At 76.1% G+C, this 22,981-nt stretch carries 20 protein-coding genes and 2 pseudogenes; 14 read left to right on the top strand and 8 right to left on the bottom strand.

All coding sequences use genetic code 11. The features are described 5' to 3' along the window. Positions 1-88: 88 nt before the first annotated feature. Positions 89-319 (top strand): heavy metal-associated domain-containing protein, encoded by a 231-nt coding sequence (locus ABZS80_RS28525; protein ID WP_151465318.1) that lies wholly within the window; start codon positions 89-91, stop codon positions 317-319. A gap of 178 nt (positions 320-497) precedes the next feature. After that, positions 498-1,406, top strand: a complete 909-nt coding sequence (locus ABZS80_RS28530; protein WP_355060722.1) for a hypothetical protein — start codon at positions 498-500, stop codon at positions 1,404-1,406. 7 nt (positions 1,407-1,413) lie between these two features. Here the strand turns inward: ABZS80_RS28530 and ABZS80_RS28535 are convergent, their stop codons facing one another. Further along, positions 1,414-1,833, bottom strand: coding sequence for a helix-turn-helix transcriptional regulator (locus tag ABZS80_RS28535; protein ID WP_151465319.1), 420 nt, complete (start codon positions 1,831-1,833; stop codon positions 1,414-1,416). A 193-nt stretch (positions 1,834-2,026) separates the two neighbouring features. Here ABZS80_RS28535 and ABZS80_RS28540 point away from each other — a divergent pair, with 193 nt between their 5' ends. Then, positions 2,027-2,464, top strand: coding sequence for a hypothetical protein (locus ABZS80_RS28540; protein ID WP_355060637.1), 438 nt, complete (start codon positions 2,027-2,029; stop codon positions 2,462-2,464). On the opposite strand, the gene ABZS80_RS28545 is transcribed toward ABZS80_RS28540, so the two are convergent. Both ABZS80_RS28545 and ABZS80_RS28550 read right to left on the bottom strand, forming a co-directional pair. Next, positions 2,461-3,609, bottom strand: a complete 1,149-nt coding sequence (locus tag ABZS80_RS28545) for an SAM-dependent methyltransferase (RefSeq protein ID WP_355060639.1) — start codon at positions 3,607-3,609, stop codon at positions 2,461-2,463. The genes ABZS80_RS28540 and ABZS80_RS28545 overlap by 4 nt on opposite strands. A 101-nt stretch (positions 3,610-3,710) precedes the next feature. Next, positions 3,711-5,396, bottom strand: a complete 1,686-nt coding sequence (locus tag ABZS80_RS28550; RefSeq protein ID WP_355060641.1) for a DEAD/DEAH box helicase — start codon at positions 5,394-5,396, stop codon at positions 3,711-3,713. A 297-nt stretch (positions 5,397-5,693) separates the two neighbouring features. Here ABZS80_RS28550 and ABZS80_RS28555 point away from each other — a divergent pair, with 297 nt between their 5' ends. Then, positions 5,694-6,335, top strand: coding sequence for a ferritin-like fold-containing protein (locus ABZS80_RS28555; RefSeq protein ID WP_355060643.1), 642 nt, complete (start codon positions 5,694-5,696; stop codon positions 6,333-6,335). Positions 6,336-6,417: 82 nt separating this feature from the next. Here the strand turns inward: ABZS80_RS28555 and ABZS80_RS28560 are convergent, their stop codons facing one another. Both ABZS80_RS28560 and ABZS80_RS28565 read right to left on the bottom strand, forming a co-directional pair. After that, positions 6,418-6,645 carry a DUF3107 domain-containing protein gene (locus tag ABZS80_RS28560; protein WP_107079692.1) on the bottom strand — a complete coding sequence of 76 codons (228 nt, stop codon included), beginning with the start codon at positions 6,643-6,645 and terminating at the stop codon, positions 6,418-6,420. 65 nt (positions 6,646-6,710) lie between these two features. Next, on the bottom strand, positions 6,711-7,349 hold the full coding sequence (locus tag ABZS80_RS28565) for a TetR/AcrR family transcriptional regulator (protein ID WP_074472473.1): 639 nt from the start codon (positions 7,347-7,349) through the stop codon (positions 6,711-6,713). Between the two features lie 149 nt (positions 7,350-7,498). Between ABZS80_RS28565 and ABZS80_RS28570 the strand changes: the two genes are divergently transcribed. The 6 genes and pseudogenes from ABZS80_RS28570 to ABZS80_RS28595 all read left to right on the top strand — a co-directional run. After that, positions 7,499-10,618: a hypothetical protein gene (locus ABZS80_RS28570; protein WP_355060646.1), complete on the top strand. Its 3,120-nt coding sequence runs from the start codon at positions 7,499-7,501 to the stop codon at positions 10,616-10,618. Between the two features lie 39 nt (positions 10,619-10,657). After that, entirely contained in the window at positions 10,658-11,701 is a 1,044-nt protein-coding gene (locus tag ABZS80_RS28575) for an alpha/beta hydrolase (protein ID WP_355060648.1), read from the top strand. Between the two features lie 5 nt (positions 11,702-11,706). Continuing rightward, positions 11,707-12,582 (top strand): DUF3152 domain-containing protein, encoded by an 876-nt coding sequence (locus tag ABZS80_RS28580; protein WP_355060650.1) that lies wholly within the window; start codon positions 11,707-11,709, stop codon positions 12,580-12,582. Positions 12,583-12,669: 87 nt separating this feature from the next. Further along, the gene (locus tag ABZS80_RS28585) at positions 12,670-13,554 is read left to right on the top strand and encodes a DUF3152 domain-containing protein (RefSeq protein WP_355060652.1); all 885 of its coding nucleotides are present in this window, start codon (positions 12,670-12,672) and stop codon (positions 13,552-13,554) included. 41 nt (positions 13,555-13,595) lie between these two features. Next, on the top strand, positions 13,596-14,843 hold the full coding sequence (moeZ, locus tag ABZS80_RS28590) for an adenylyltransferase/sulfurtransferase MoeZ (RefSeq protein ID WP_355060724.1): 1,248 nt from the start codon (positions 13,596-13,598) through the stop codon (positions 14,841-14,843). A 74-nt stretch (positions 14,844-14,917) separates the two neighbouring features. Further along, positions 14,918-15,787: pseudogene (locus tag ABZS80_RS28595) on the top strand (hypothetical protein); the annotation flags it as partial. Between the two features lie 235 nt (positions 15,788-16,022). Here the strand turns inward: ABZS80_RS28595 and ABZS80_RS28600 are convergent. Together ABZS80_RS28600 and proB are read right to left on the bottom strand one after the other, a co-directional pair. Further along, complete coding sequence (locus ABZS80_RS28600) at positions 16,023-17,264, bottom strand: glutamate-5-semialdehyde dehydrogenase (protein ID WP_355060654.1); 1,242 nt, start codon at positions 17,262-17,264, stop codon at positions 16,023-16,025. 66 nt (positions 17,265-17,330) lie between these two features. Further along, positions 17,331-18,488, bottom strand: coding sequence for a glutamate 5-kinase (proB, locus tag ABZS80_RS28605; RefSeq protein WP_355060656.1), 1,158 nt, complete (start codon positions 18,486-18,488; stop codon positions 17,331-17,333). Positions 18,489-18,501: 13 nt separating this feature from the next. Between proB and ABZS80_RS28610 the strand changes: the two genes are divergently transcribed. The 3 genes from ABZS80_RS28610 to ABZS80_RS28620 are packed head-to-tail and all read left to right on the top strand — an operon-like array spanning position 18,502 to position 21,748. After that, the gene (locus ABZS80_RS28610) at positions 18,502-18,813 is read left to right on the top strand and encodes an MGMT family protein (protein ID WP_151465299.1); all 312 of its coding nucleotides are present in this window, start codon (positions 18,502-18,504) and stop codon (positions 18,811-18,813) included. A 32-nt stretch (positions 18,814-18,845) separates the two neighbouring features. After that, a complete protein-coding gene (locus ABZS80_RS28615; RefSeq protein ID WP_355060659.1) occupies positions 18,846-20,216 on the top strand; it encodes an MFS transporter in 1,371 nt (456 codons plus the stop codon). A 56-nt stretch (positions 20,217-20,272) separates the two neighbouring features. Further along, positions 20,273-21,748, top strand: a complete 1,476-nt coding sequence (locus ABZS80_RS28620) for an aminotransferase class V-fold PLP-dependent enzyme (protein ID WP_355060660.1) — start codon at positions 20,273-20,275, stop codon at positions 21,746-21,748. Between the two features lie 226 nt (positions 21,749-21,974). On the opposite strand, the pseudogene ABZS80_RS28625 reads toward ABZS80_RS28620, so the two are convergent. After that, positions 21,975-22,232, bottom strand: a pseudogene (locus ABZS80_RS28625) (sigma factor); the annotation flags it as partial. A gap of 139 nt (positions 22,233-22,371) precedes the next feature. On the opposite strand from ABZS80_RS28625, the gene ABZS80_RS28630 reads away from it, so the two are divergent. Beyond that, complete coding sequence (locus ABZS80_RS28630) at positions 22,372-22,947, top strand: NADH-quinone oxidoreductase subunit B family protein (protein WP_355060662.1); 576 nt, start codon at positions 22,372-22,374, stop codon at positions 22,945-22,947. Positions 22,948-22,981: the final 34 nt, after the last annotated feature.

Genomic DNA, 22,981 nt, shown 5'->3' on the forward strand with positions numbered 1-22,981 from the left:
AAGTTCCCGACCGGCCGCCGAATGCGAGCGTCGCCACCGTCGGCGGACCGTCGGCGGGCCGGGCGCCCGACGGCGGTACCGTGGGCGCATGACCGAGCAGCGATCCGTCGTCCAGACGTATGCCGTCACCGGGATGACCTGCGAACACTGCGTCCGTGCGGTCACCGAGGAGCTGTCCGCGCTGCCGGGCGTCGAGGAGGTCCGGATCGACCTGGCCGCCGGCACCGCCACGGTCACCAGTGCCGCCCCGCTGCGCGTCGACTCCGTCCGTGCCGCCGTCGACGAGGCGGGTTACGAACTGGCCTCCGGCGTTGCCTGAGTCACCGCCCCTCGCCGGCCCCGACGCGCCGCCGCCCGGCCCCGACCTGACGGGGTCCGGGCCGGACGTGGCGGTGCCCGGGCCGGACGTGGCGGTGCCCGGGCCGGGCCCGGCGGGGTCCGCGGCCGATGCCGACGCCCCCGTCGCCGGCGGGTCCGGTGCGGGCGGGCCCGTCGAGGTGGACCGGGCGACGCTGCGGCTCGCCCTCGTGGTGGGCGGGCTGGTGCTCGCCGTGCTGCTCGGTTTCGGCCTCGGCCGGCTCAACCCGTCGCCGAACCCGGCCCGCACCGGGACCGCGGCGGTGGCCGCGGAGCACAGCCACGCCCCCGGCACCGGGGCACACTCGCACGGCGGGGCCACCGTCACCCAGGGCGGCGACGCCGACGCGGCCGGTCTGTCGATCAGCTCGGGCGGCTACACGCTCGCCCCGTCGACCGTCGAGTTCACCCCCGGCAAGGCCGGTGAGCTGCGGTTCCAGATCAAGGACGAGAGGCGGCGGGTCGTCACCCGCTTCGCCGTCGTGCACGACAAGCCGATGCACCTCATCGTGGTGCGCCGCGACCTCACGGGCTACCAGCACCTGCACCCGACGATGGCCCCCGACGGCACCTGGTCGGTGCCGCTGACGCTCCCCGAGCCGGGCGCCTGGCGGGCGTACGCGGACTTCACCGCGGTCGCCGACGACGGCCGGCAGACCGCCGTGATCCTCGGCGCCGACCTGGCCGCGCCCGGCGGGTACGCGCCCCGGCCGCTGCCCGCCCCGGCCACCTCGACCACGGTCCACGGGTTCACCGTCGGCTACACGGGCACCCCGGCCGTGGGGCAGTCGGTGCCGCTGCGGTTCCGGGTCACCGGGTCCGACGGCGCGGCCGCGCCGCTGCAGCCCTACCTCGGCGCGTACGGCCACCTGGTCGCGCTCCGCGAGGGCGACCTCGGCTACCTGCACGTGCACCCCGAGCCGGTGCGGGACGGCGACGCCGTGACGTTCTGGTTGACCGCGCCCGGGCCGGGCCGCTACCGGATGTTCCTGGACTTCCAGGTCGACGGCGTGGTGCGCACGGCCGCGTTCACCGTGACGGTGGCCTGAGCGGCCGTCAGCCCGCCCGGCGGACCGGGCGGCGGGCCAGGTAGCGGAGCAGGTCGCGGATGTGGTGCTTCTCCTCGGCGGGGACGTTCGGGTCGGCCAGCCGCTCCAGGATCACCCGGACGTCGGCCTCCACCGGGCCGTCCTCGGCGCCCCGGCGGCGCGGCACGGCGCCGGCGTCGGGCAGGCCCAGCGCGCGGAACGCGGCCGCCACCGGCAGGTCCAGAGCCGCGCAGAAGCCGCGCACCTTGGCCAGTTCGGGGTAGTCCTGCCAGTCGCCGGCCAGCCAGCGGAACACGGTCGACCGCCCCACGCCCGTGTGCGTGGCGAGGTCGGTCACCGTCCAGCCGCGCTCCTCGCGGGCGTCATCGATGGCGCGTCGCACGAAGCGCGCGAAGGCCATCTGCGGCGATACCTCTGCGGAGCCCATCCCCGGGGTCTGTCCCTTTCCGCCGGAGCACCCGACTCTGGGCACCGAGCCTAGTACGCCGACACCGATAAGTAACTGACTGATCGGTCGGAAGGTCCCGTGGGCGGGACCGCCAGAGGCATAGACAGTTGTGAGCCGTCAACTAAACTCGACGGACCCGCTGAGCAGCGAATGACCGACGACGAGGAGCAGCATGACCGAGCCGGACCGTCCCGTGCCCCACCGCCCGGGCGCGATCAGCCTCTTCTTCGTGGCCAAGGCCGGCGTGTTCGCCCTCGGCTTCTGGATCTGGCTGCTGGTGCTGGCGGTGCGCGGCGGCCCGGCGACCGGCGTGCACCTCATCGCCGCGACCGGGGCGATCACCACGACGCTGGTCGGCGTGGTGCTGGGGGCCCGGATGGCGCTCCAGCGCAGCGCCGCCGTCCGGCACGCCGAGCTGAAGCGGCTGCTCGTCGACATCTCGTGGAACGCGTTCGCCGCCGCCGGCAACGCCGACGAGTCGGGGACGGTGGTCCCGTTCCCGTTCCCGTCCGCGTCGCCGGAGGCCGACCGGTCCACCAACCGAGGGCTCGGCGACCGGGTGCCCGCGTTCGAGCGGGGGGAACGCAACCGGGGCGACCGCCGCCGCTAGCGACGGCCGGCGAGCAGCGTCTCCAGCCGGGGCGTCACGCCCCACTGGTCGACGAGCTGGCGATATTCGGCGCGCTGGTCGCCGGTCGGCGCGCTCCCGGTGCGCCGGGCCCGGATCAGCAGGTTGCGCGGGGTGTGCCGCGAGTCGACGAACTCCACCACCTCGGCGCGGTAGCCGTGCAGCCGGAGCAGGCCGGCGCGCAGCGCGTCGGTGAGCACGTCGGCGAACCGCTCGCGCAGGATGCCCTGCCGGGTGAGCAGCTCGTACGGCGCCGGCGCGGGGTGGGCCCGGAGCTGGGCCGCCACGTCGTGGTGGCAGCACGGCGCGGCGAGCACCCAGCGGGCTCCCCAGCGCAGCGCGCGGGCCAGCGCCTCGTCGGTCGCCGTGTCGCAGGCGTGCAGCGCCAGCACCAGATCCGGGGCCGGCTCGACCTGCGCGTCGGCGATGGTGCCGGCCACGAAGCTCACCCGGTCGGCCCAGCCCAGCCGCTCGGCCAGCTCGGTGTTGCGCCGGCGCTGGTCCTCGCGGACGTCCACCCCGACCAGCGTCACGTCCAGCCCCCGCTGCGTCAGGTAGCGGTGCGCCGCGAAGGTCAGGTAGGCGTTGCCGCAGCCCAGGTCCACCACGCGCAGCGGCCCGGTGAGGTCGTCCGGCAGGGTGGCCGCCAGCGCCCGGAGGAACGCGTCCACCTGCCGGCGCTTGGCCGCCGAACCGCCGATCTCGGCGAAGATCGGGTCGCCCGGGTCGAGCAGCCAGTCCTTGGCCCGGTCATGGCCGCCCGGCTCCGGCGCCGGCCGGCTCGCCGCCGCCCGGTGCACCTGCGCCTCGCCCGACTTGGTCACCCGGAGCTGGAGCGTGCTGTCGGCGGTCTCCACGTGCCAGTTGCCGAACGGCTCGGCCAGCAGCGCGTCGACCGCCACGTCGGCCTCCTCGCCCGGGGCCACGTTCCGGGTGTACGGCCGGGCCCCGTCGGAGGTCGAGATCTGGAGCCGCGGGCCGCCCTTGAGGGTGACCGGACGCAGCTCGGCGCGGACCATCGAGGGGCGCTGGCCGCGGCGACGGCCCGCGGCGACCGCCCGGGTCAGGGCGGGGTCGAGCAGCAGCGCCCGCACCTCGCTCAGCGCGGCGTCCAGCGGTTCCGGCATGGCTTCCTCTTCCTCGACGAGCTCGGCCGCACGGCCGGGGTGGAACGGGGACGTCCCCCGCACCGGATGACCGGTACGGGGGACGTCGGATGTCTCGCTGGTCAGTCGGCGGTCGCCTCGGCCGGCGTACCGGTGCCTCCGCCACCACGGCGGCGCCGGCGGCGGCGCGGCTTGCCGGCGGACTCGCCCTCCACGGCCGCGGCGGCCGGCTCGGCGCCACCCTCGGTGGAGATCACCGCGGTGGGCTCGCCGGCGACCGCCTCGCCGGCCCGGCGGCGCCGGCGGCGCCGCGGGGTGCGGGTGCCCTCCTCGGCGGCCGCCTCGGTGGGCGCAACCTCACCGCGGGCGTCGCTGTCGCCGCCGCGACCCTGGCGGCGCTCCCGGCCCCGGCCGTCGCCGCGGCTCTCGCCCCGGCCGTCGCCCCGGCCGTCGCCCCGGCCGTCGCCGCGCCGCGGGCCGCGCTCGCCGCGCCGCGACCGGCCACCGCCCAGGTCCTCCTCGACCTCGGCCGACAGGCCGGCGCGAGTGCGGTCGGCGGTCGGCAGCGTGCCGCTGACGTCCCGGGAGATGTCCAGGTCGGTGTAGAGGTGCGCGGAGGTGTGGTAGGTCTCCGGCGGCTCCGGCATGTCGAGCCCGAGGGTCTTGTCGATGATCCGCCAGCGGGGCATGTCGTCCCAGTCGACGAAGGTCACCGCGACACCGGACGCCCCGGCCCGGCCGGTGCGGCCGATCCGGTGGGTGTAGGTGTCCTGGTCCTCGGGGCAGTCGTAGTTGATGACGTGGGTGACGCCGGTGACGTCGAGACCGCGGGCCGCCACGTCGGTGGCGACCAGGATGTCGATCTTGCCGGCGCGGAACGCCCGCAGCGCCCGCTCCCGCGCGCCCTGACCCAGGTCGCCGTGGACGGCCGCGACCGCGAAACCGCGGAAGTCGAGGTCCTCGGCCACCCGGTCGGCGGCCCGCTTCGTGCGGGTGAAGATCATGGTCAGCCCGCGACCCTCCGCCTGGAGGATGCGCGCCACGATCTCGACCTTGTTCATCGAGTGGGTGCGGTAGACCAGCTGCTGGGTCTGCGGCGACGGGCCGGTCTCGGCGGTGTGCCCGGCGTGGATCGTCACCGGCCGGCGCAGGAAGCGCCGGGACAGCGCGACGATCGGGTCCGGCATGGTGGCCGAGAACAGCATGGTCTGCCGGTCCTCCGGCAGCATGGCCAGGATCTTCTCGACGTCGTCGAGGAAGCCCAGGTCGAGCATCCGGTCGGCCTCGTCGAGCACCAGCGCATGCACCCGGTCGAGCCGGAGGTGCTTCTGCTTGGCCAGGTCCAGCAGGCGGCCGGGGGTGCCGACCAGGATCTCGACGCCCTTGCGCAGCGCGTCGATCTGCGGCTCGTACGCGACGCCGCCGTAGATCGGCAGCACCCGGACGCCCCGGGTGCGGCCCGCGGCGTCCAGGTCCTTGGCGACCTGCAGGCCCAGCTCGCGGGTGGGGACGACGACCAGCGCCTGCGGCACGCCGTCGCTGCCCTCGGAGGGCGCGAAGACGCGCTCCAGCAGCGGGATGCCGAAGCCGAGGGTCTTGCCGGTGCCGGTCGGCGCCTGGCCGATCAGGTCGACGCCGCGCAGCCCGATCGGCAGCGCGTACTCCTGGATGGCGAAGGCGCGGGTGATGCCGGCGGCGGCCAGCGCCTCGACGGTCTCCTGTCGGGCGCCGAGTTCGGCGAAGGTGGGAGCCTCCGGACGGACCGGAGCGGTGGGGGCCAGTTCGTGGCCCTGAATCTGCTCGCTCATATGGATTTGGGGGTGCCCTCTCGTGGTGCGCCCCGTCATGTCCTCAGGGCGCGAACGGTATGCCGCGGGCCACACGGTCGGCGGCGGTTACGCCGAGCCGGACCGGGCCGCACGCGCGCCGGGGACCGGTGCTGATCAGCTGAGCTGAACGAATCGGTGCCCACGGCAACTGTCTCATCCTACCTGAACTGCCTGGGAGCCGTCCTGATTCCAGGTGACGGCATCGCGTCCGGGGATGACCGGTGTGACCTGGATCACTATGAAGGCGCTGTTGCGTGCGGGCGGTAGCCTGCGCTCGTGTCCGCCCCCGACCCCGCCCTGGTCGACCTGCTCGGCCTCGTCGCCTACGGCGAACTGCTCGCCTTCGACCGGCTGGCCGCCGACGCCCGCCTCGCCCCCGACCTGCGCCGCCGCGCCGCGCTGAGCGAGATGGCCGCCGCCGAGATCGCGCACTACCGGTGGATCGCCGACCGGATCACCGCGCTCGGCGTGACCCCCGACGAGGCCATGGCCCCCTACGTCGAGGCGTTGCAGGCCTACCACGACTCGACCGAGCCGAAGGACTGGCTGGAGGCGGTGACCAAGGCGTACGTGGGCGACGCCATCAGCGACGACTTCCTGCGCGGGATCGCCGGCGGCCTCGACGGGCCGGACCAGCGGCTGATCCTCGACGTGCTGCACGACTCGCGGTACGCCGAGTTTGCCGCCGCCGAGATCCGGGCCGCCATCGCGGCGGAACCCCGGGTGGCCAACCGGCTCTCCATGTGGGCCCGGCGGCTGGTCGGCGAGGCGCTCTCCCAGGCGGGCCGGGTCGCCGCCGCCGACCGGGGCGCGCTCACCGCGCTGATCTCCCGGGCGGGCGTGGACGTGCCGGCGCTGTTCCGCCGGCTGACCGACGCGCACACCGCGCGGATGACCGCCGCGGGGTTGAACAACTGAACGCCGCGCGCCGCCGTGACGGGCTCACCCGCCACGGCGGGCCGGCTGGGGATGACGGCCCGCGACGGCGGGCCGACCGGGATCAGCGGACGGTGAACCCGACCGCGCGGGGCGAGGCCTCCGCGATCTCGACGTAGGCGACCTTCGTGACCGGCACGATGACCCGCCGGCCCTTCTCGTCGGTCAGGGAGAGGGCGCCCTCACCCTTGGCGACGGCGTCGGTCACGATCTGCTCGATCTCGGCCGGCGACTGCGCGCTCTCCAGGACCAGCTCCCGCGGCGCGTACTGCACGCCGATCTTGACCTCCACTGTGCCTCCTCAACTGGGGCGAAAAAGCCACCGTGGGAAGGCTATCCGATCTGGCGGCCCGATGTTCAGGCTGACTCACCTTGCAGCGGGAAGCTGGCGATGCCCCGCCAGGACAGGGCCGCGACCAGCGCCTCGGCCTCCGCCTTGGGCACCTGGCGGCCACCGGCGAGCCAGAACTGGGCAGCGGTCTCGGCGGCGCCGACGAGGCCGGAGGCGAGCAGCTCGGCGTGCGCCCGGCTCACCCCGGTGTCCGAGATGATGGTGTCGGTGATCGCCGCGATGCAGCCCTGCTCGACCCGCTCCACCCGCTGCCGCACGGCCGGGTCGTTGCGCAGGTCCGACTCGAAGACCAGCCGGAACGCCTCGCTCTCGTGGTCGACGAAGTCGAAGTACGCGCGCACCGAGGCGCCGACCCGCTCCTTGTTGTCGTTGGTGCCGCGCATCGCGTCGTGCACCTTCGCCACGATGGCGTCGCAGTGCGTGTCCAGCAGCGCCAGGTAGAGCTCCATCTTGCCCGGGAAGTGCTGATAGAGCACGGGCTTGGAGACACCCGCCCGCTCGGCGATGTCGTCCATCGCGGCGGCGTGGTAGCCCTGCGCGACGAACACCTCCTGGGCGGCGGCGAGCAGCTGCTTGCGCCGCGCCGAGCGGGGCAGGCGGGTGGGCCGGCCGGCGGTCTGCGCACCGTTCCCCACAGCGGTCATGGGAACCTCCGAGTTTCTCTGTACGAGCCGGCACTTATCACCCGAACCGGTCCGGGTTCGTGAACCCGTCGCGGAATTGGCCCGCCGCTGTAACTTATCGCCACTGTCACCACACGGTAGCCTCAGCGGGGGCGACCAAGGAGCGCGCGGTGAGTGAATCAGGGCAACCCGGAGCCGCCACCCCGGGAGAGCACGGCGACGGCACGGGTCAGCAGGACGACCTGGCCCGCGCCGGCAGCGGGTGGGCGCCCCCGGCGACCGGCTGGGCCCGGGGCGCGCCGGCGCCCGGCGGCTGGCCCCGCGCCGACCTCACCACCGGCTGGGGTGCCTCGTCCCCTCGGCACGGCGACCTCCCCGCCCCGCTGCCCGGGCTGACCGCCGAGGAGCCGCCCGGGCGGGTCAACGGCCGCCACGTCAACGGCATCCACCACGCCGGGGAGGAGCCCTCCGTGACCCGCCAGGCGCCGGTGAGTGCCCCGCCCGCGGACGAGCCGCGCCGGGAGACCGGCGGCGACCGGCTCATCGTGCCGGCCCAGCGGCCGGCGCCCGCGGTCGAGCAGCCGACCGCCGAGGCCGATCCCGGCCCGTCCCGGCACGCCTCCGACGACCCGCCCGCGCCGCGCGCCGCGCGCTGGGCGGAGAGCGGCCCGACCTCCGGGCCGCCGGCCCTCCAGGTGCCGCCGGTCGGCGCCGCCGCCTCCGGCTTCGAGGTGCCCCCCGGCTTCCACGCCCCGACCGCCGACCGGTCCGAACCCGCACCGTCGCTCTCCCGTGGCTGGGCCGACCGGCCCACCTCGGCCCCGCCGGCCGGCGGGGGCTGGGCCGACCGGCCGACCTCGGCTCCGCCGGCTGGCGGGGGCTGGGCCGAGCGGCCGACCTCGGCTCCGCCGGCTGGCGGGGGCTGGGCCGAGCGGCCCACCTCGGCTCCGCCGGCCGGCCCGGACCCCGCCGCCGGCGAGGAGCGCCGGCCCGCCGCCGAGCAGCCGCGCGCCGCGGCCGACGACCGGGCCGCCAGGCCGGCCGGGGAACCGCCGTGGTCCGGCCCGGCCTGGAACCGTCCGAGCCGTGGCGGTGGCTGGGCGCCGCCGTGGGGGCGCGAGAACGGGTCGACTGGCCGCCCGGCCGGCGAGGACGAGCCGGCCGGCCGCCGGACCGCCCGCGAGGAGGAGCCGACCGGCCGCCGCGCCGCCCGCGAGGACGAGCTGGCCGGCCGCCGTGCCGCCCGCGAGGAGTGGGCGCCCGAGCCGGTCCGGCCCTACGAGCCGGCCCGGGTCGAGCCGCCCGCCGGCTACGACCCGCCACGGCCGGAGCCGGTCCGCCCCTACGAGCCGGTCCGGGCCGAGCCACCCGCGGGCTACGAGGCGTCGCGCCCGGAGCCGACCCGGCCGTACGAGGCGCCCGAGTCCCGCCCGGGGCCGGAGCCGGCCGCCCGCGAGCTTCCCGACCGGCCGACCTGGGCCGGGCCGCCCGTGCCGGTCACCCCGTTCAGCGCGCCCCCGCACACGACGCCGACCAGCGCACCGCCCATGCCCCCCGAGACGCCCACGGGCCCGCCGCCCACCGCCTACCCGCCCGCGCCGCCCGTCCGCGCCGCCGAGGAGCGGGAGTCCAGGCCGTACCGGCTGCCGGGCGGGGCGGAGCGGCCACCCGCCGCGCCGGCCGGCCCGCCGCCCGCGACCGGCGGCGTGGCCCCCGTCGACCGCGCCCCCGCACCCACCCCGACGAGCGCACCTCCCTACGCGGCCCGCCGGTCCGCACCGGAGCCGCCGCCGGCCGCCGAGGCGGCCGAGCTGACCCCGGTGCTGCCGCAGCGCGTCCCCGCCGAGCCGGATGTGCCCGTCGTGCCGGAGCCGCCCGCCGTGGAACCGCCCGCCGAGACCCCCGAACTCGCCCGCATCGCCACCCACCTGCGCCGGGACGACGAACCCGCGCCGCTGCGCGAGCGGCCGGAGGGCTTCGACGTCAACGCCATCCTCGACGCGGTCCGCGAGGTGGCCGGCGTCCGGGACGCGGCCCTGCGCCGCACCCCGGCCGGGGCGCACAGCCTCCGGCTGGACCTCGCCGACGGCGCGGACCCGGCCGAGGTGAGCCGGGTGGTCGCCCGGCTGCTCCAGGAGCGGATGGGGCTGGCCGCCGCCCCGCAGAACCTGCCCGGCGCCCCGTCGACCCCGCCGCCCCCGGTCCGCCGCCGGTCGGCCCAGCCGCGCGCCGACCGTCCCGCCGAGCCCCGCCCGACCGAGGCCCGGCCGGGCCCGGCCGGGCCCGGCCCGCAGTCCCGCCCCGCGGAGGACCTGTCCGGCCCGACGCGGTCCGCGCAGTCCCGTCCGGGGGACGACCTGCCCGGCCCGGCCTGGTCGGCGCCGCAGTCCCGTCCGGCGGAGGACGCGCCCGGCCCGGCCTGGTCGGCGCCGCAGTCCCGTCCGACGGGGGAGGCGCCCGGCCCGGCCTGGTCGGCGGCCCAGTCCCGTCCGGCCGAGGACGTGGCCGACCCGAGGCCCGGCCCGGCGGAGGAGCCGACCGGCCCGCAGTCCCGACCGGCCGGGGACCCGGCCGGTCCGAGGTCCGGCCCGAACCGGCCGGCCGAGAACCGGTCCGGTGAGGGCCGGTTCGCGGCGCCCGAGGCACGCGCCGGCCGACTCGCCGAGGCTCCCGCCGAGGGCGCCGACGCGGGGGCCGAGCCGCCGCGCCGCCGCCGGCAGGCCGGCCACCGGGGCCGGGCCGCGGTCGAGGAGTCCTCGCTCGCCACCGCCCCGGCCGGCACGGCCACCGGCAGCCCGGCCACGCTCGGCACCTCGTACTCCGGCGGGCAGATGAGCACGACGGAAACCGCGCCGTCGCGACCGCTGGACACCGGCGGCCTGCCCGGGCCCCGGGTGGTGATCGACCACGTCCAGGTGAGCACCTTCGGCCTCGATGCCACCGTGGAGGTCCGCCTGATCGCCGGGGACCGCACGGCCGAGGGGCACTCCACCGGGCCGGCCGTGGACGGCTACGTGCTGCGGCTGTGCGCGGTGGCCGCAGCCGCCGCGGTGGACGAGCTGCTCGGCCAGGCCGCGCCGGCCGGGGAGCGGGGGCGGTGCTTCGTCGAGCACACCGCCGTGGTGCCGTTCGGCAACTGCGAGGTGGCGACCGTCGTCGTGCTGCTGGTCTGCGACGGCTGGGTGGAGCAGTTGGCCGGTTCCGCCCTGGTCGCCGGGGATCCCCGGCAGGCCGTGGTCCGGGCGACCCTGGCCGCGGTGAACCGCCGGCTGGAGGCGCTGCTCGCCTGAGCCGGTGTCGGGCCGGGCCGGTCCGGGAAGACTGGAGCCATGAAGCCCGCCGCCCTCTGGCCGGACCAGCTCCTGCCCGCGCACCACGTCCCGCCGCCCTGGCCGGGCCGGCACGTCCGTCTCGACGGCACGGTGACGTACGTGCGGGACACCCCCGCCACCGCGTCCGGCGCGGCGCCGGCGCTCTACGTGCACGGCCTCGGCGGCTCGTCACAGAACTGGACGGACCTGGCCGGCCTGCTCGCCGACCGGCTCCACGGCCAGGCGATCGACCTGCCGGGTTTCGGGCGCAGCGAGCCGGGCCGCCGCTACACCGTGCCGTCCTTCGCCGACCGCGTGGTCCGGTGGATCGAGCACAGCGACCGGGGGCCGGTGCACCTGTTCGGCAACTCGCTCGGCGGCGCCGTCTGCGTCCGGGTGGCGGCGCTGCGGCCGGACCTGGTCCGGACGCTGACCCTGATCTCCCCGGCCCTGCCGTTCCTGGACTTCCGCCGCTCGTTGCAGGGGCGGATGCTGCCGCTGCTGGCGATCCCCCGGGGCGAGCGGCTGGCGGCCTGGCGGCTGGCCCAGCTCGCTCCCGAGGTGATGGCCCAGCAGGTGATGGAGGCGTGCATCGCCGACCTGACCCGGATCGGCGAGCAGCGCCGGCAGGAGGCGGTGGAGGAGATCCGGATCCGTTACGAGGCGGCCCACTACGCCGCCGCCTACGTCCGCACCTTCCGGGGCCTGGTCTCCAGCTTCCTGCGGTCGTACCTGCCGGGGTCCGGGTCGCTGTGGCGGCTGGCGGGGGCGGTGCGGGTGCCGACGCTGGTGGTGGGCGGGCGGCAGGACCGCCTGGTCGACGTGCGGGTGGCACCGCAGGCCGCCCGCGTGATCCCGGACAGCCGCCTGCTGATGCTCGACGGCGTCGGGCACGTGGCCCAGTTGGAGGTGCCCCGGACCGTGGCGCGGGCGGTGCTCGCGCTGCTCGCCGAGGCGTCCCCCGACGGATCGCCGCCGGGTGGGGAGCGGACGGAGGCGCAGGCCAGGGCACTGATCACCGAAACGGAGGAGAGCGGGCGGCGCCGCGACATGGCAGGCTGAGCCGGATGCCCACCTCCGTACGTCCGCGTGCCGCGCGGCCCACCGCCCCGCCCGCCGGCCGCTGGCGTTCCGCGGTCGTGGTCTGCGCCTTCCTCGTCACCGCCGCGGTCGGCATCGGTGTCGCGCTGCAACACCCGTCCGTCGGGGCCGAGGCGCTCGTCAACGCCGGCGCGGCGGCCCTGCCGCCCCAGCCGACCGGCGCGCCGCCCCCGAGCGTGCCGCCACCGCCACCGTCACCGTCGGCGTCGCCGGATCCGGTGGCGAGCACGCCGGTGCTGCGGCTGCCCGGTGCGGTGCCCGCGCACGGCCGGGGGAGCTTCGGCTACGACGACCGGGCCGGCGGGGTGCTGGGCCGGGCCGGGGTGCTGCGCCGGTTCCGGGTGGCGGTGGAGAACGGCTCCGGTGAGGACGCGCACGCCTTCGGTGACGCGGTGCAGCGGGCGCTGGCGGGGCCGGGGAGCTGGGTGGACAGTGGCCGGCTGCGGTTGCAGCGGGTGGGGCCGGGCAGCCGGTCGGACTTCACGATCTACCTGGCCACCCGCGACACCGCGGGTCGCCTCTGCCGTGCCGGGGGGATCGACATCCGGGTGGGCGGGGTGCCGTACACGTCCTGCCGGGTCACCGGCAAGGTGGTGATCAACCTGGACCGGTGGCGGACCTCGGCGCCGCACCTGGTGGCGGCGAAGCTCCCGCTGGACACCTACCGGCTCTACGTCATCAACCACGAGGTCGGTCACCAGTTGGGACACCACCACGAGGCCTGCCCCGGGAAGGGCCGGGCGGCGCCGGTGATGCAGCAGCAGACGCTCTTCCTGAACGGCTGCCGGCCGAACCCGTGGCCGTTCGTGGGCGGGAAGCGGTACACCGGTCCGCCGGTGTGAAGGACCTGATCGTGGCGATGAGAAGTATTCCGGGGGAGAAGCGGTAAAAAGGGCTAATTGCCCGAATTGCCATGGCACGCTGAGGACATGACGTCGTCGTCCCCTTACGACCCGCCTGACGATCCCCGCCCGCCGAGGCTGGACTTCGACCGCCCGCCGGCCCACCCGGCAACAACCCCGCCGGCCCGGCCCGGCCTCCGCCGGGCGCGGCGCCGACGGCGGCGCGCCCTGCTGCTCCTGGTGGCGCTGCTCGCCGCGGGCGCCGGCGTGGCCGGCGTGACCCGGCTGTCCGGGCCGGACGGGCCGGTGCACCTGTCCGGCCGGCACCCGCTGTCCGCCGCCGACCCGTCCCTGGCCAACGGCACCGGCGACGGGCCCGGGACCGAGCCGAGCGGATACCCCACCGCCGGCCCCGGCAACTTCGCCGCCGCCGACGGCCGCTCACCCGTACACGGTCAGGACGGACCACTGCGCCGCTACCGGGTGGAGGTCGAGCAGGACGCCGGACAGGACGTGGACGAGTTCGCCGCCACCGTGGACGCGGTGCTCGGCGACCCGCGCAGCTGGATCGCCTCCGGTGAGCTGCGGGTGCAGCGGGTGCCCGAGGCCGACGCCGCCGACTTCACCATCTACCTGGCCACCCCGGCCACCTCGGAGTGGATGTGCGCCGAGGGCGGGCTGAGCACCCAGCGGTACACCTCCTGCCGGCTGCCCGGCCGGGTCGTCATCAACCTGGCCCGCTGGATGGAGGCGGTGCCCGACTACGGGGCGCCGCTGGAGGTCTACCGGACCTACGTGGTGAACCACGAGGTCGGGCACGAGTTCGGCGAGATGCACCAGGCCTGCCCCGAGCCCGGCGCGCCGGCCCCGGTGATGCAGCAGCAGACGTACGGGCTGGACGGCTGCGTGGCGAACGCCTGGCCGTACGTCGACGGGGTCCGCTACGAGGGCGAGCCGATCGACGGGGTCTGAGATATTCCCGCTCCCGCATGTCGGGCTACGTGGCCCTCATCATGGCCGATCCCTACCGGGGCGAGCGACAATGGCGCGGTCCCACCGCCGATCCCGGGGAGTCCACCGTGTCGTTGCCCCCGCTCGTCGAGCCCGCCGCCGAGCTGACCGTAGACGAGATCCGTCGCTACTCCCGCCACCTGATCATCCCGGACGTCGGGGTCGAGGGGCAGAAGCGGCTGAAGAACGCCCGGGTGCTGTGCGTGGGCGCGGGAGGGCTCGGCTCGCCGGCCCTGCTGTACCTCGCCGCCGCCGGTGTCGGCACCCTCGGCATCATCGACTTCGACACCGTCGACGAGTCGAACCTCCAGCGCCAGGTCATCCACGGCGTGTCCGACGTCGGCCGGTCCAAGGCCGAGTCCGCCGCCGCCTCGATCCGCGAGATCAACCCGCTGGTCAACGTGGAGATCCACAACACCGCGCTGGACCGGGACAACGTCCGGGAGATCTTCTCCGGCTACGACCTGATCGTCGACGGCACCGACAACTTCGCCACCCGCTACATGGTCAACGACGCGGCGGTGCTGCTCGGCAAGCCGTACGTCTGGGGTTCGATCTACCGGTTCGACGGCCAGGCGTCGGTGTTCTGGGCCGAGCACGGTCCCTGCTACCGCTGCCTCTACCCGGAGCCGCCGCCGCCCGGCATGGTCCCGTCCTGCGCCGAGGGCGGCGTGCTGGGCGTGCTCTGCGCGTCCATCGGGTCGATCCAGGTCAACGAGGCGATCAAGCTGCTCGCCGGCATCGGCGAGCCGCTGGTCGGCCGGCTGATGGTCTACGACGCCCTGGAGATGAGCTACCGCAAGATCAAGGTTCGCAAGGACCCGAACTGCGTGCTCTGCGGCGAGAACCCGACGGTCACCGACCTGCTGGAGGACTACGAGGACTTCTGCGGCGCGGTCTCCGACGAGGCGCAGGAGGCGGTGGTCGACTCGACCATCACCGCCCTGGAGCTGAAGGAGTGGCAGGACGCCGGCAAGGACGTCTTCCTGGTCGACGTCCGCGAGCCGGCCGAGTACGAGATCGTCCGGATCCCCGGCTCCACCCTGATCCCCAAGGGCGAGATCATCTCGGGCGAGGCGCTGGCGAAGCTCCCGCAGGACAAGCAGATCGTGCTGCACTGCAAGTCCGGTGTCCGCTCGGCCGAGGCGCTCGCCGCGCTCAAGGCGGCCGGCTTCAAGGACGCCGTGCACGTCCAGGGCGGCGTGCTCTCCTGGATCAAGCAGATCGACCCGGCGCTGCCGGCGTACTGAGTCGCGCTCGTCGAAGGGCCCTCCCGGGTGTGCCGGGAGGGCCCTTCGCGTACCGCCGGTGGGCCGGGCCACCCCTGGCCGAGCTACCGAGGCGTAACCACGTTTGCGCCGGTAGCGTGACCGGCGTGGTGGATCTGGACGCGGCGATCGGCTTCGTCGTGGCATACGGCGACGCGGTGGACCGCGCCCGCCTCTCGCGGCTGCGCACCGGCGCCCCGGTGCCGCCCGACCTGCTCGACGCGGCCGAGTCCGGGCAGGCGCCCGGCGGCGGCTGGCCGGCCGTGCTCGACGGCGAGGTCGCCTCGGTCGACGCCACCTGCTACCGCCTGGCCGAGCTGGACGACCTCGGGGCGCTGGGCCGCCCCGCCGCCCGGCACGCCCTGGACTGGCTGGCCGCCCGCCAGCTCGCCGACGGCGGCTGGGACGAGGACCCGTCGCTGGCCGGGTTCGCCCCCGAGTGGGCCACCCCGGGCGACCCGGAGGCCCGGCTCTTCCTCACCGCCAACGCCGGGTTCTGGCTCACCGTGGCCGGGCTGGACGCCCGCGCCGCCGGGCCGCTCGACCACCGGGTCGGCGGGGCGTACGCCGGGGTCGTGCAGGCCGCGGCCCAGGCGCTCGCCGGGCAGCTCGCACCGGACGGCAGCTGGCCGTCCTTCCTCCCGGCCGGCTGGCTCGCCGCGGCCGTGCTGCACCGCCAGCAGCTCTACTACGAGTCCGCCCGCATCCAGGCGGTGCTGGCCGAGCGCATCCCGCAGATGTCCCCGGCCGACGTGGCCTGGCTGGCCGCCACGCTGCGGCGGGTCGACGTGGGCGAGGAGCAGTGGCTGCTCGTCTCGGCCCGGCGGCGGCTGGCCGAGACGCAGCGCAGCGACGGCGGCTGGGACAGCGACGACGGCCATCAGTTCGACGTGCACACCACGCTGCGGGCGATCCGGGCCTGCCGCCAGACCGCCCCGGAGGCCCCGGTCTCCGGCGCGCCGTTCGTCGGGCCGCAGCCGGCCGCGCCGCCGCTGGTGCCCGCGCCCCGCCCGGCGCCGGTGTCCGACCTGGTCCTGCCGCCCGCCGTCCCGTTGCCGAGGCCGGCCCCGCCGTCCGCTCCGCCACCGGAGGCGGCGCCACCCGAGCCGGCCGCGCCGACCGCCTGAGCCCCGGCCGCGCCGACCGCCTGAGCCGGCCCGCTCAGCGCAGGTGGCCGTCGCCCGTGACGACGTACTTGGTGCTGGTCAGCTCGGGCAGCCCCATCGGGCCGCGGGCGTGCAGCTTCTGCGTGGAGATGCCGATCTCGGCGCCGAAGCCGAACTCGCCACCGTCGGTGAACCGGGTGGAGGCGTTCACCATCACGGCCGCCGCGTCCACCCGGGCCACGAACTCGCGGGCCGCCGGCTGGGAGTCGGTGACGATCGCCTCGGTGTGGCCGGTGCCGTGCCGCCGGATGTGCGCGACCGCCGCCTCCAGCGAGTCGACCACGGCGACCGAGATGTCGGCGGAGAGGTATTCGGTGTCGAAGTCCTCGTCGGTGGCCGGCACCACGGCGTCCGAGTAGGCCGCCACCCGCGCGTCGCCGTGCACGGTCACCCCGGCGTCGGCGAAGGCGGCCAGCACGGCCGGCAGGAAGGCGTCCGCGACGCCCGCGTGCACCAGCAGGGACTCAGCCGTGTTGCAGGTGGACAGGCGCTGCGTCTTGGAGTTCAGGGTGACCGCTACGGCCTTGGCCAGGTCGGCGGCGGCGTCGACGTAGACGTGGCAGTTGCCCACCCCGGTCTCGATCACCGGCACGGTCGACTCCTCGACCACGGTCCGGATGAGCGACGCGCCGCCGCGCGGGATCAGCACGTCGACCAGGCCGCGGGCGCGCATCAGCTCCTTGACCGAGTCGCGGGTGCTGGCATCGAGGAGCTGCACCGCGTCGGCCGGCAGGCCGGCACCGGCGACCGCGTCGCGGAGCACCGCGACCAGGGCGGCGTTGGAGTGCGCCGCCGAGGAGGAGCCGCGCAGGAGGGCCGCGTTGCCGGACTTCAGGCAGATCCCGGCCGCGTCGACGGTCACGTTGGGACGGCCCTCGTAGACGATGCCGACCACCCCGAACGGCACCCGGACCTGCCGCAGCTCCAGCCCGTTGGGCAGGGTCGCGCCGCGGACCACCTCACCGACCGGGTCGGGCAGCGCGGCCATCTGCCGCAGCGCGTCGGCGATGGCGGCCACCCGGGCCTCGTCGAGGGCCAGCCGGTCCAGCACGGCCGCGCTCAGCCCGGCCTCCCGCCCGGCCGCCAGGTCCGCCGCGTTCGCGGTCAGGATCTCGGGGGTACGCGCCACCAGCGCGTCGGCCATCGCGTGCAGCGCCGCGTCCTTGACCGTCCGGGTGGCAACGGCCAGGGCCTCCGCGGCGCCCCGAGCCCGGCGGGCCTGCTCAACCACACTCATTGCGCACTCCTTGAGGTGTTAGGAGGGGCCCCTGTACAACGCGAGGCGTTAGCAGGGGGCCCCTGCTTACAGCAGGACGAGGTCGTCGCGGTGGACGACCTCCCGTTCGTACGCCGGGCCGAGCGCCGCGGCGAGTTCCGAGGTGGAGCGGCCGAGCAGACCGGGCAGCTCGACCGCGTCGTAGTTGACCAGCCCACGGGCGACCGGCGCGCCCTCGGTGTCGACCAGGTCCACCGGGTCCCCGGCGGTGAACGCGCCGTCGACCGCGGTGATCCCGGCCGGGAGCAGGGACTTGCGCCGCCCGACCACGGCCTGCACGGCGCCCGGGTCGAGGTGCAGCCGGCCGCGCGGCGCGGTGGCGTGCGCCAGCCAGAAGAGCCGGGCGGCCGGGCGCCGGCTGCTCGGGTGGAAGAAGGTGCCGACCGGCTCGCCGGCCAGCGCCGGCCCGGCCAGCGGCGCGGCGGTGAGCACCACGGGAACCCCGAAACCGGTGGCGATCCGGGCCGCCTCGACCTTGGTGACCATGCCGCCGGTGCCCACCCCGGCCCGGCCCGCGCCGCCGATGTCGATGCCGGCCAGGTCGCCCTCGCCGTGCACCTCGGTGATCCGGGTGCTGCCGGAGCGGGTCGGGTCGCCGGTCCAGAGCGCGTCGACGTCCGACAGCAGCACCAGCAGGTCGGCGTCGACCAGGGCGGCGACCAGCGCGGCGAGCCGGTCGTTGTCGCCGAACCGGATCTCCTCGGTGGCGACCGTGTCGTTCTCGTTGACGATCGGCACGGCCCGCAGGTCGAGCAGCTTGCGCAGGGTCCGGTACGCGTTGCGGTAGTGCGCCCGCCGGGTCACGTCGTCGACGGTGAGCAGCACCTGCCCGACGGTGAGCCGGTGCCGGGCGAAGGCCGCCGCGTACCGGCCGATGAGCAGGCCCTGCCCGACGCTGGCGGCGGCCTGCTGGGTGGCCAGGTCGCGGGGGCGCCGGGGCAGCCCGAGCGGGGCCAGGCCGGCGGCGATCGCGCCGGAGGACACCAGCACGACCTCGCGCCCCGCGGCGGCCAGCGCGCCGAGCGTGTCGACCAGCGCGTCGACCCGGGCGTCGTCCAGGCCGCCGGCCGGGGTGGTCAGCGAGGACGAGCCGATCTTGACGACGATCCGGCGGGCCGAGGTGACTGCTTCGCGCACCGGACCATTCTGCGCGCTGCGGTCCGCCGCACCTCGGCGCGTTCCCATATCGTGGCAGCCCGTGACACCTGACGAGTACGTCGAGGCGGTGCTGGACCTGGTCGAGCGGATCCCGCCGGGCCGGGTGATGTCGTACGGGGCGGTGGCCGACGCCCTCGCCGAGCGGTCGGGGCGGGCGTCGGCCCGGCTGGTCGGTTCGATCATGGCCCGCCACGGTGGCGGGGTGCCGTGGCACCGGGTGGTGAACTCGGCCGGCCGGCTGCCACCGGGGCACGAGGTGGAGGCGCGGGCCCGGCTGCGTGCCGAGGGCTGCCCCCTGCGCCCGTCGGGGGTCGACATGACGGCGGCGTGGTCGCCCGACGAGGGGATGTGACCGCCGACATAACGTGAGTAGCATTCGGCTCCATGACAGGAACGGGCGGGAGCCTGCCTCGCCGGGTGCACGCCGGATACGCGCTGGGCTCCCTGGTCACCGGCGCGTTCGGCACGGTGCCCGGGCTGCTCCTGCTGCCGTACCTCACCGACACGCTGGGTGTCGCCGCCGGGGTGGCGGCCCTGCTGGTGCTCCTGCCGAAGGCGTGGGACGTGCTGGTCAACCCGGTCGCCGGGCGGATCTCCGACCGGACCCGGTCCCGCTGGGGCGCGCGCCGGCCCTGGCTGCTCGGCGGCGGGCTCGCGCTGGCCGTGCTCTTCGCCTCGATCTTCGCGGCGCCGTTCGGGTCCGGCCCGGCCGCCGGGACGTACGTGGCCGTCGCGTTCCTGGCCACCGCGACCGCGTTCGCGTTCTTCCAGGTGCCCTACGTGGCCATGCCCGCCGAGTTGACCGACGACCCGGCGGAGCGTACCCGGCTGATGAGCTGGCGGATCGCGGTGCTGGCGCTGGCCATCCTGGTCTCCGGCGCGGTGGCCCCGGCCGTGGTGACCGCCGGCGGCGACGGCCTGCCCGGGCACCGCTGGATGGGGCTGTTCGTGGCCGCGCTGATCGTGGCCGGCACGGTCGGCGCGTTCCTCGGCACCCGATCCGCGCCGAGCGGCACGGTGGGGGAGAGCGAGCCGAGCCTGCGCGCCCAGCTCGCGGTCGCCGGCCGGAACCGGCCGTTCCGGGTGCTGCTGGTCTGCTTCGTGATCCAGTCCGCCGGGGTGGCGACCGTGCTGGCCGGGGTGAAGTACTTCGCCGACCAGGTGCTCCGCGCCCCCGACAGCGGGCCGACCCTGCTTTTCGCCTGCTTCGTCGGCCCGGCGCTGCTGGTCATGCCGCTGTGGACCCGGGCCGGCGCCCGGCTGGGCAAGCGCGCCGCGCTGGTCGCCGCCTCGCTGATCTTCGCGGCCGGCGCGCTGGCCCTGGTCGCCGCCCCCGCGCTCCCGCCCGCCGGGGTCTACGCCGTGGTCGCCCTCATCGGCGTCGGCTACGCCGGCCAGCAGGTCTTCGCGCTGGCCATGCTGCCGGACTGCATCGCCTACGACACCGCCCGCACCGGCCGCCGGCAGGCCGGCGTGTTCACCGGGCTGTGGACCGCGGGGGAGACCTTCGGCCTGGCCCTCGGCCCCGGCATCTACGGGCTGGTCCTCCAGCTCTCCGGCTACGTCTCCTCGTCCACCGGGGTCGCGGCGGACCAGTCGGCGACCGCCCGGCTCGGCGTGCTGCTCGGCTTCACCGTCCTGCCGGCCCTGCTGGTCGCCGCCCCCGTGGTGCTGCTGCGCGGCTACACCCTGACCCCGGCCCAGCTGGCCGCCGCGCCCGCGCCCGGCGGGGTCGCCCCGGCGGCGCGGGCCTGAGGCACGCGAGTCCGTCCGCCCGGCCCGACCGTCACGAGAGGAACAACCCGAGCGCCATGACCGACACGGCAGGGACGGGCGCGCTGCCCGTCGAGGGGGTGCCCGCGGCGCGGGTGCTCGACGAGATCCGGGCCCTGCGGGCGGCCGACCGCCCGACGCACGGCGGGCGGCTGTTCGCCTACGTCTACGACCCGGGAGTGGCCGGGCTGGACGAGCTGGCGCAGGCCGCGCACGCCGAGAGCGCCCACGTCAACGGCCTCGACCCGACCGCCTTCCCGTCCCTGCTGGCCATGGAGAACGCGGTGGTCGGTGCGGCCGCCCGGCTGCTCGGCGGCGGCCCCGGCACGTCCGCGCCGGACGTGGTCGGCAGCGTCACCAGCGGCGGCACCGAGTCGCTCATCCTGGCCGTCAAGGCGGCCCGGGACGCCCGGCCCGACCTCGCCGAGCCGCGCATCGTGGTGCCGGTGAGCGGGCACGCCGCCTTCGCCAAGGCGGCCCACTACCTGCGGGTGGCCCTCGACCCGGTGCCCGTCGACCCGCTGACCCTCCGGCCGGCCGTCGCCGACGTGGCCGCCGCGATCCGGCCGGAGACCGTGCTGGTCGTCGCCTCCGCCCCGTCGTACGCGCACGGCGTCGTCGACCCGGTGGCGGAGATCGCGGCCGTGGCGGCCGCGGCCGGCGTGCGCTGCCACGTGGACGCCTGCTTCGGCGGTTGGACGCTGCCGTGGCTGCGCCGGCTCGGCGCCCCGGTACCGGCGTTCGACTTCGCCGTGCCCGGGGTCACCTCGATCTCGGTCGACCTGCACAAGTACGCGTACGCCCCGAAGGGCGTGTCGGTGCTGCTGCACCGGGACCCGGGGCTGCGCGCGCCGCAGTTCTTCGCGTACGCCGACTGGCCCGGCTACACGATGGTCAACCCGGTGATCGCCTCGACCCGGTCGGGCGGGCCGATCGCCGCCGCGTACGCCACCCTGCGGCACCTCGGCGAGGACGGCTACCTGCGGCTGGCCGCGCTGACCCGGGACGCGGTCGCCGGGCTGGCCGACGCGGTCCGCGCGGTCGACGGGCTGCGGCTGATGGCCGAGCCGGAGTCCACGGTGGTCTGCTTCACCGCCGGCGACCCGGGGCTGGACCTGTTCGTGCTGGTGGACGAGCTGACCGCCCGGGGCTGGCACACCCAGCCGCAGCTCGCGTACGCCGGCCTGCCGGCCAGCGTGCACCTCACGGTGACCGCGGCGGTGGCCCCACGGGTGGCCGAGTTCGGCCCGGCGCTGGCCGAGGCCGCGGCGGCGGCCCGGGCGGCCGGGCCGGTCGTGCTGCCGCCGGAGCTGCTGGCGCTGGCCGGCAGCCTCACCCCGGAGGCGCTCACCCCCGACCTGATCGCCGGGATCGCCGCCGGCCTGGGGCTCGACGCCGGGTCGGCGCCGGACCGGATGGCGGCGGTCAACACCCTGCTCGACGCGGCCCCGGTCCGGCTGCGCGAGCGGCTGCTCGTGGAGTTCGTCGGGCTGCTGCAACGGCCGACCTGGTAGCGCGGTGACGGACCCGGCGCGGATGCGCCGGGTCCGTCACCGCGTCCTCAGCCGGTCGGATGCAGCTCGACCTGGTTGTCCTTCCACTTCAGGTCGCCCCACCACCGCTCCTGCCGGTCGTAGTGGACGACCCGCAGGGCCGGCGGCCCGTCGACCTCCGGCGGCTCGTAGCGGAACGTGAAGGTGTCGGTCTTCCGCTTCCCGGCGGGCAGGCCGTCCAGGGCGCAGCGACCCGGCGTACCCAGGCCACCGGGTCGTCGTAGCGGGACACCCGCGACCAGCGGGCGAACGCGCGGCAGAACGCCTCCTGCACCAGGTCCTGCGCCTGCGACAGGTCACCGCAGTAGGCGGCGAGCTGGAGCGTCAGCGACCGGAAGTGCGCATGGTAGAGGCCGTCGAAGTCGACCGCCTCGCGCCCGTCCGGGCGCCCCGCTGTCTCCTCGGGTGGCGGCTCGTCGAGCCGCATCTCCCTCGTCACCGTCATCTGGTCCTCCCCGTGCGGGTGCCGCCGGCGCGGTCACGCCCGTCACACGCCCCGACGCCGCCGCAGGTTGCGCCGGTTGCCCGCTCCGGCGCTGTGGTTGACTGTCAACCCGGAGACAGGCGAGGGAGGGAGGCCCGAGGTGCAGGTGCCGGCCGTGCTCGGTGAGCCGATCCGGTTCGTGCTGAACTGGGGCCGCCGCTACTCGCTCTGGGTGTTCAACTTCGGGCTGGCCTGCTGTGCCATCGAGTTCATCGCCACCAGCATGGGCCGGCACGACTTCATGCGGCTCGGCGTGATCCCGTTCGCCCACGGCCCCCGCCAGGCCGACCTCATGGTGGTCTCCGGCACGGTCACCGACAAGATGGCCCCGGCCGTCAAGCGGCTCTACGACCAGATGCCCGAACCGAAGTATGTGATCTCGTTCGGCGCCTGCTCGAACTGCGGCGGACCCTACTGGGACTCCTACTCGGTGACCAAGGGTGTCGACCAGCTCATCCCGGTCGACGTCTACGTACCCGGCTGCCCGCCCCGCCCCGAGGCGCTGCTGCACGGCATCCTCCGCCTCCAGGAGAAGATCGCCGCCGAGCAGTCCGGCGTCGGCGGCGTGCCGCGCCCGGATCCGCTCGCCCCGCCGGTCGACCCCCGGCCCGCGGAGAGCACCCCGCGGCCGGTGGAATCCCTCACCGCGCCCCCCGTACGTCCCCCGGCCGGCTGAGCCGCGAGGTGGCGGCGCGGGGCTAGCCTGCGAT

It is taken from the genome of Micromonospora sp. NPDC005305, from assembly GCF_040607315.1.
Lineage (GTDB): Bacteria > Actinomycetota > Actinomycetes > Mycobacteriales > Micromonosporaceae > Micromonospora.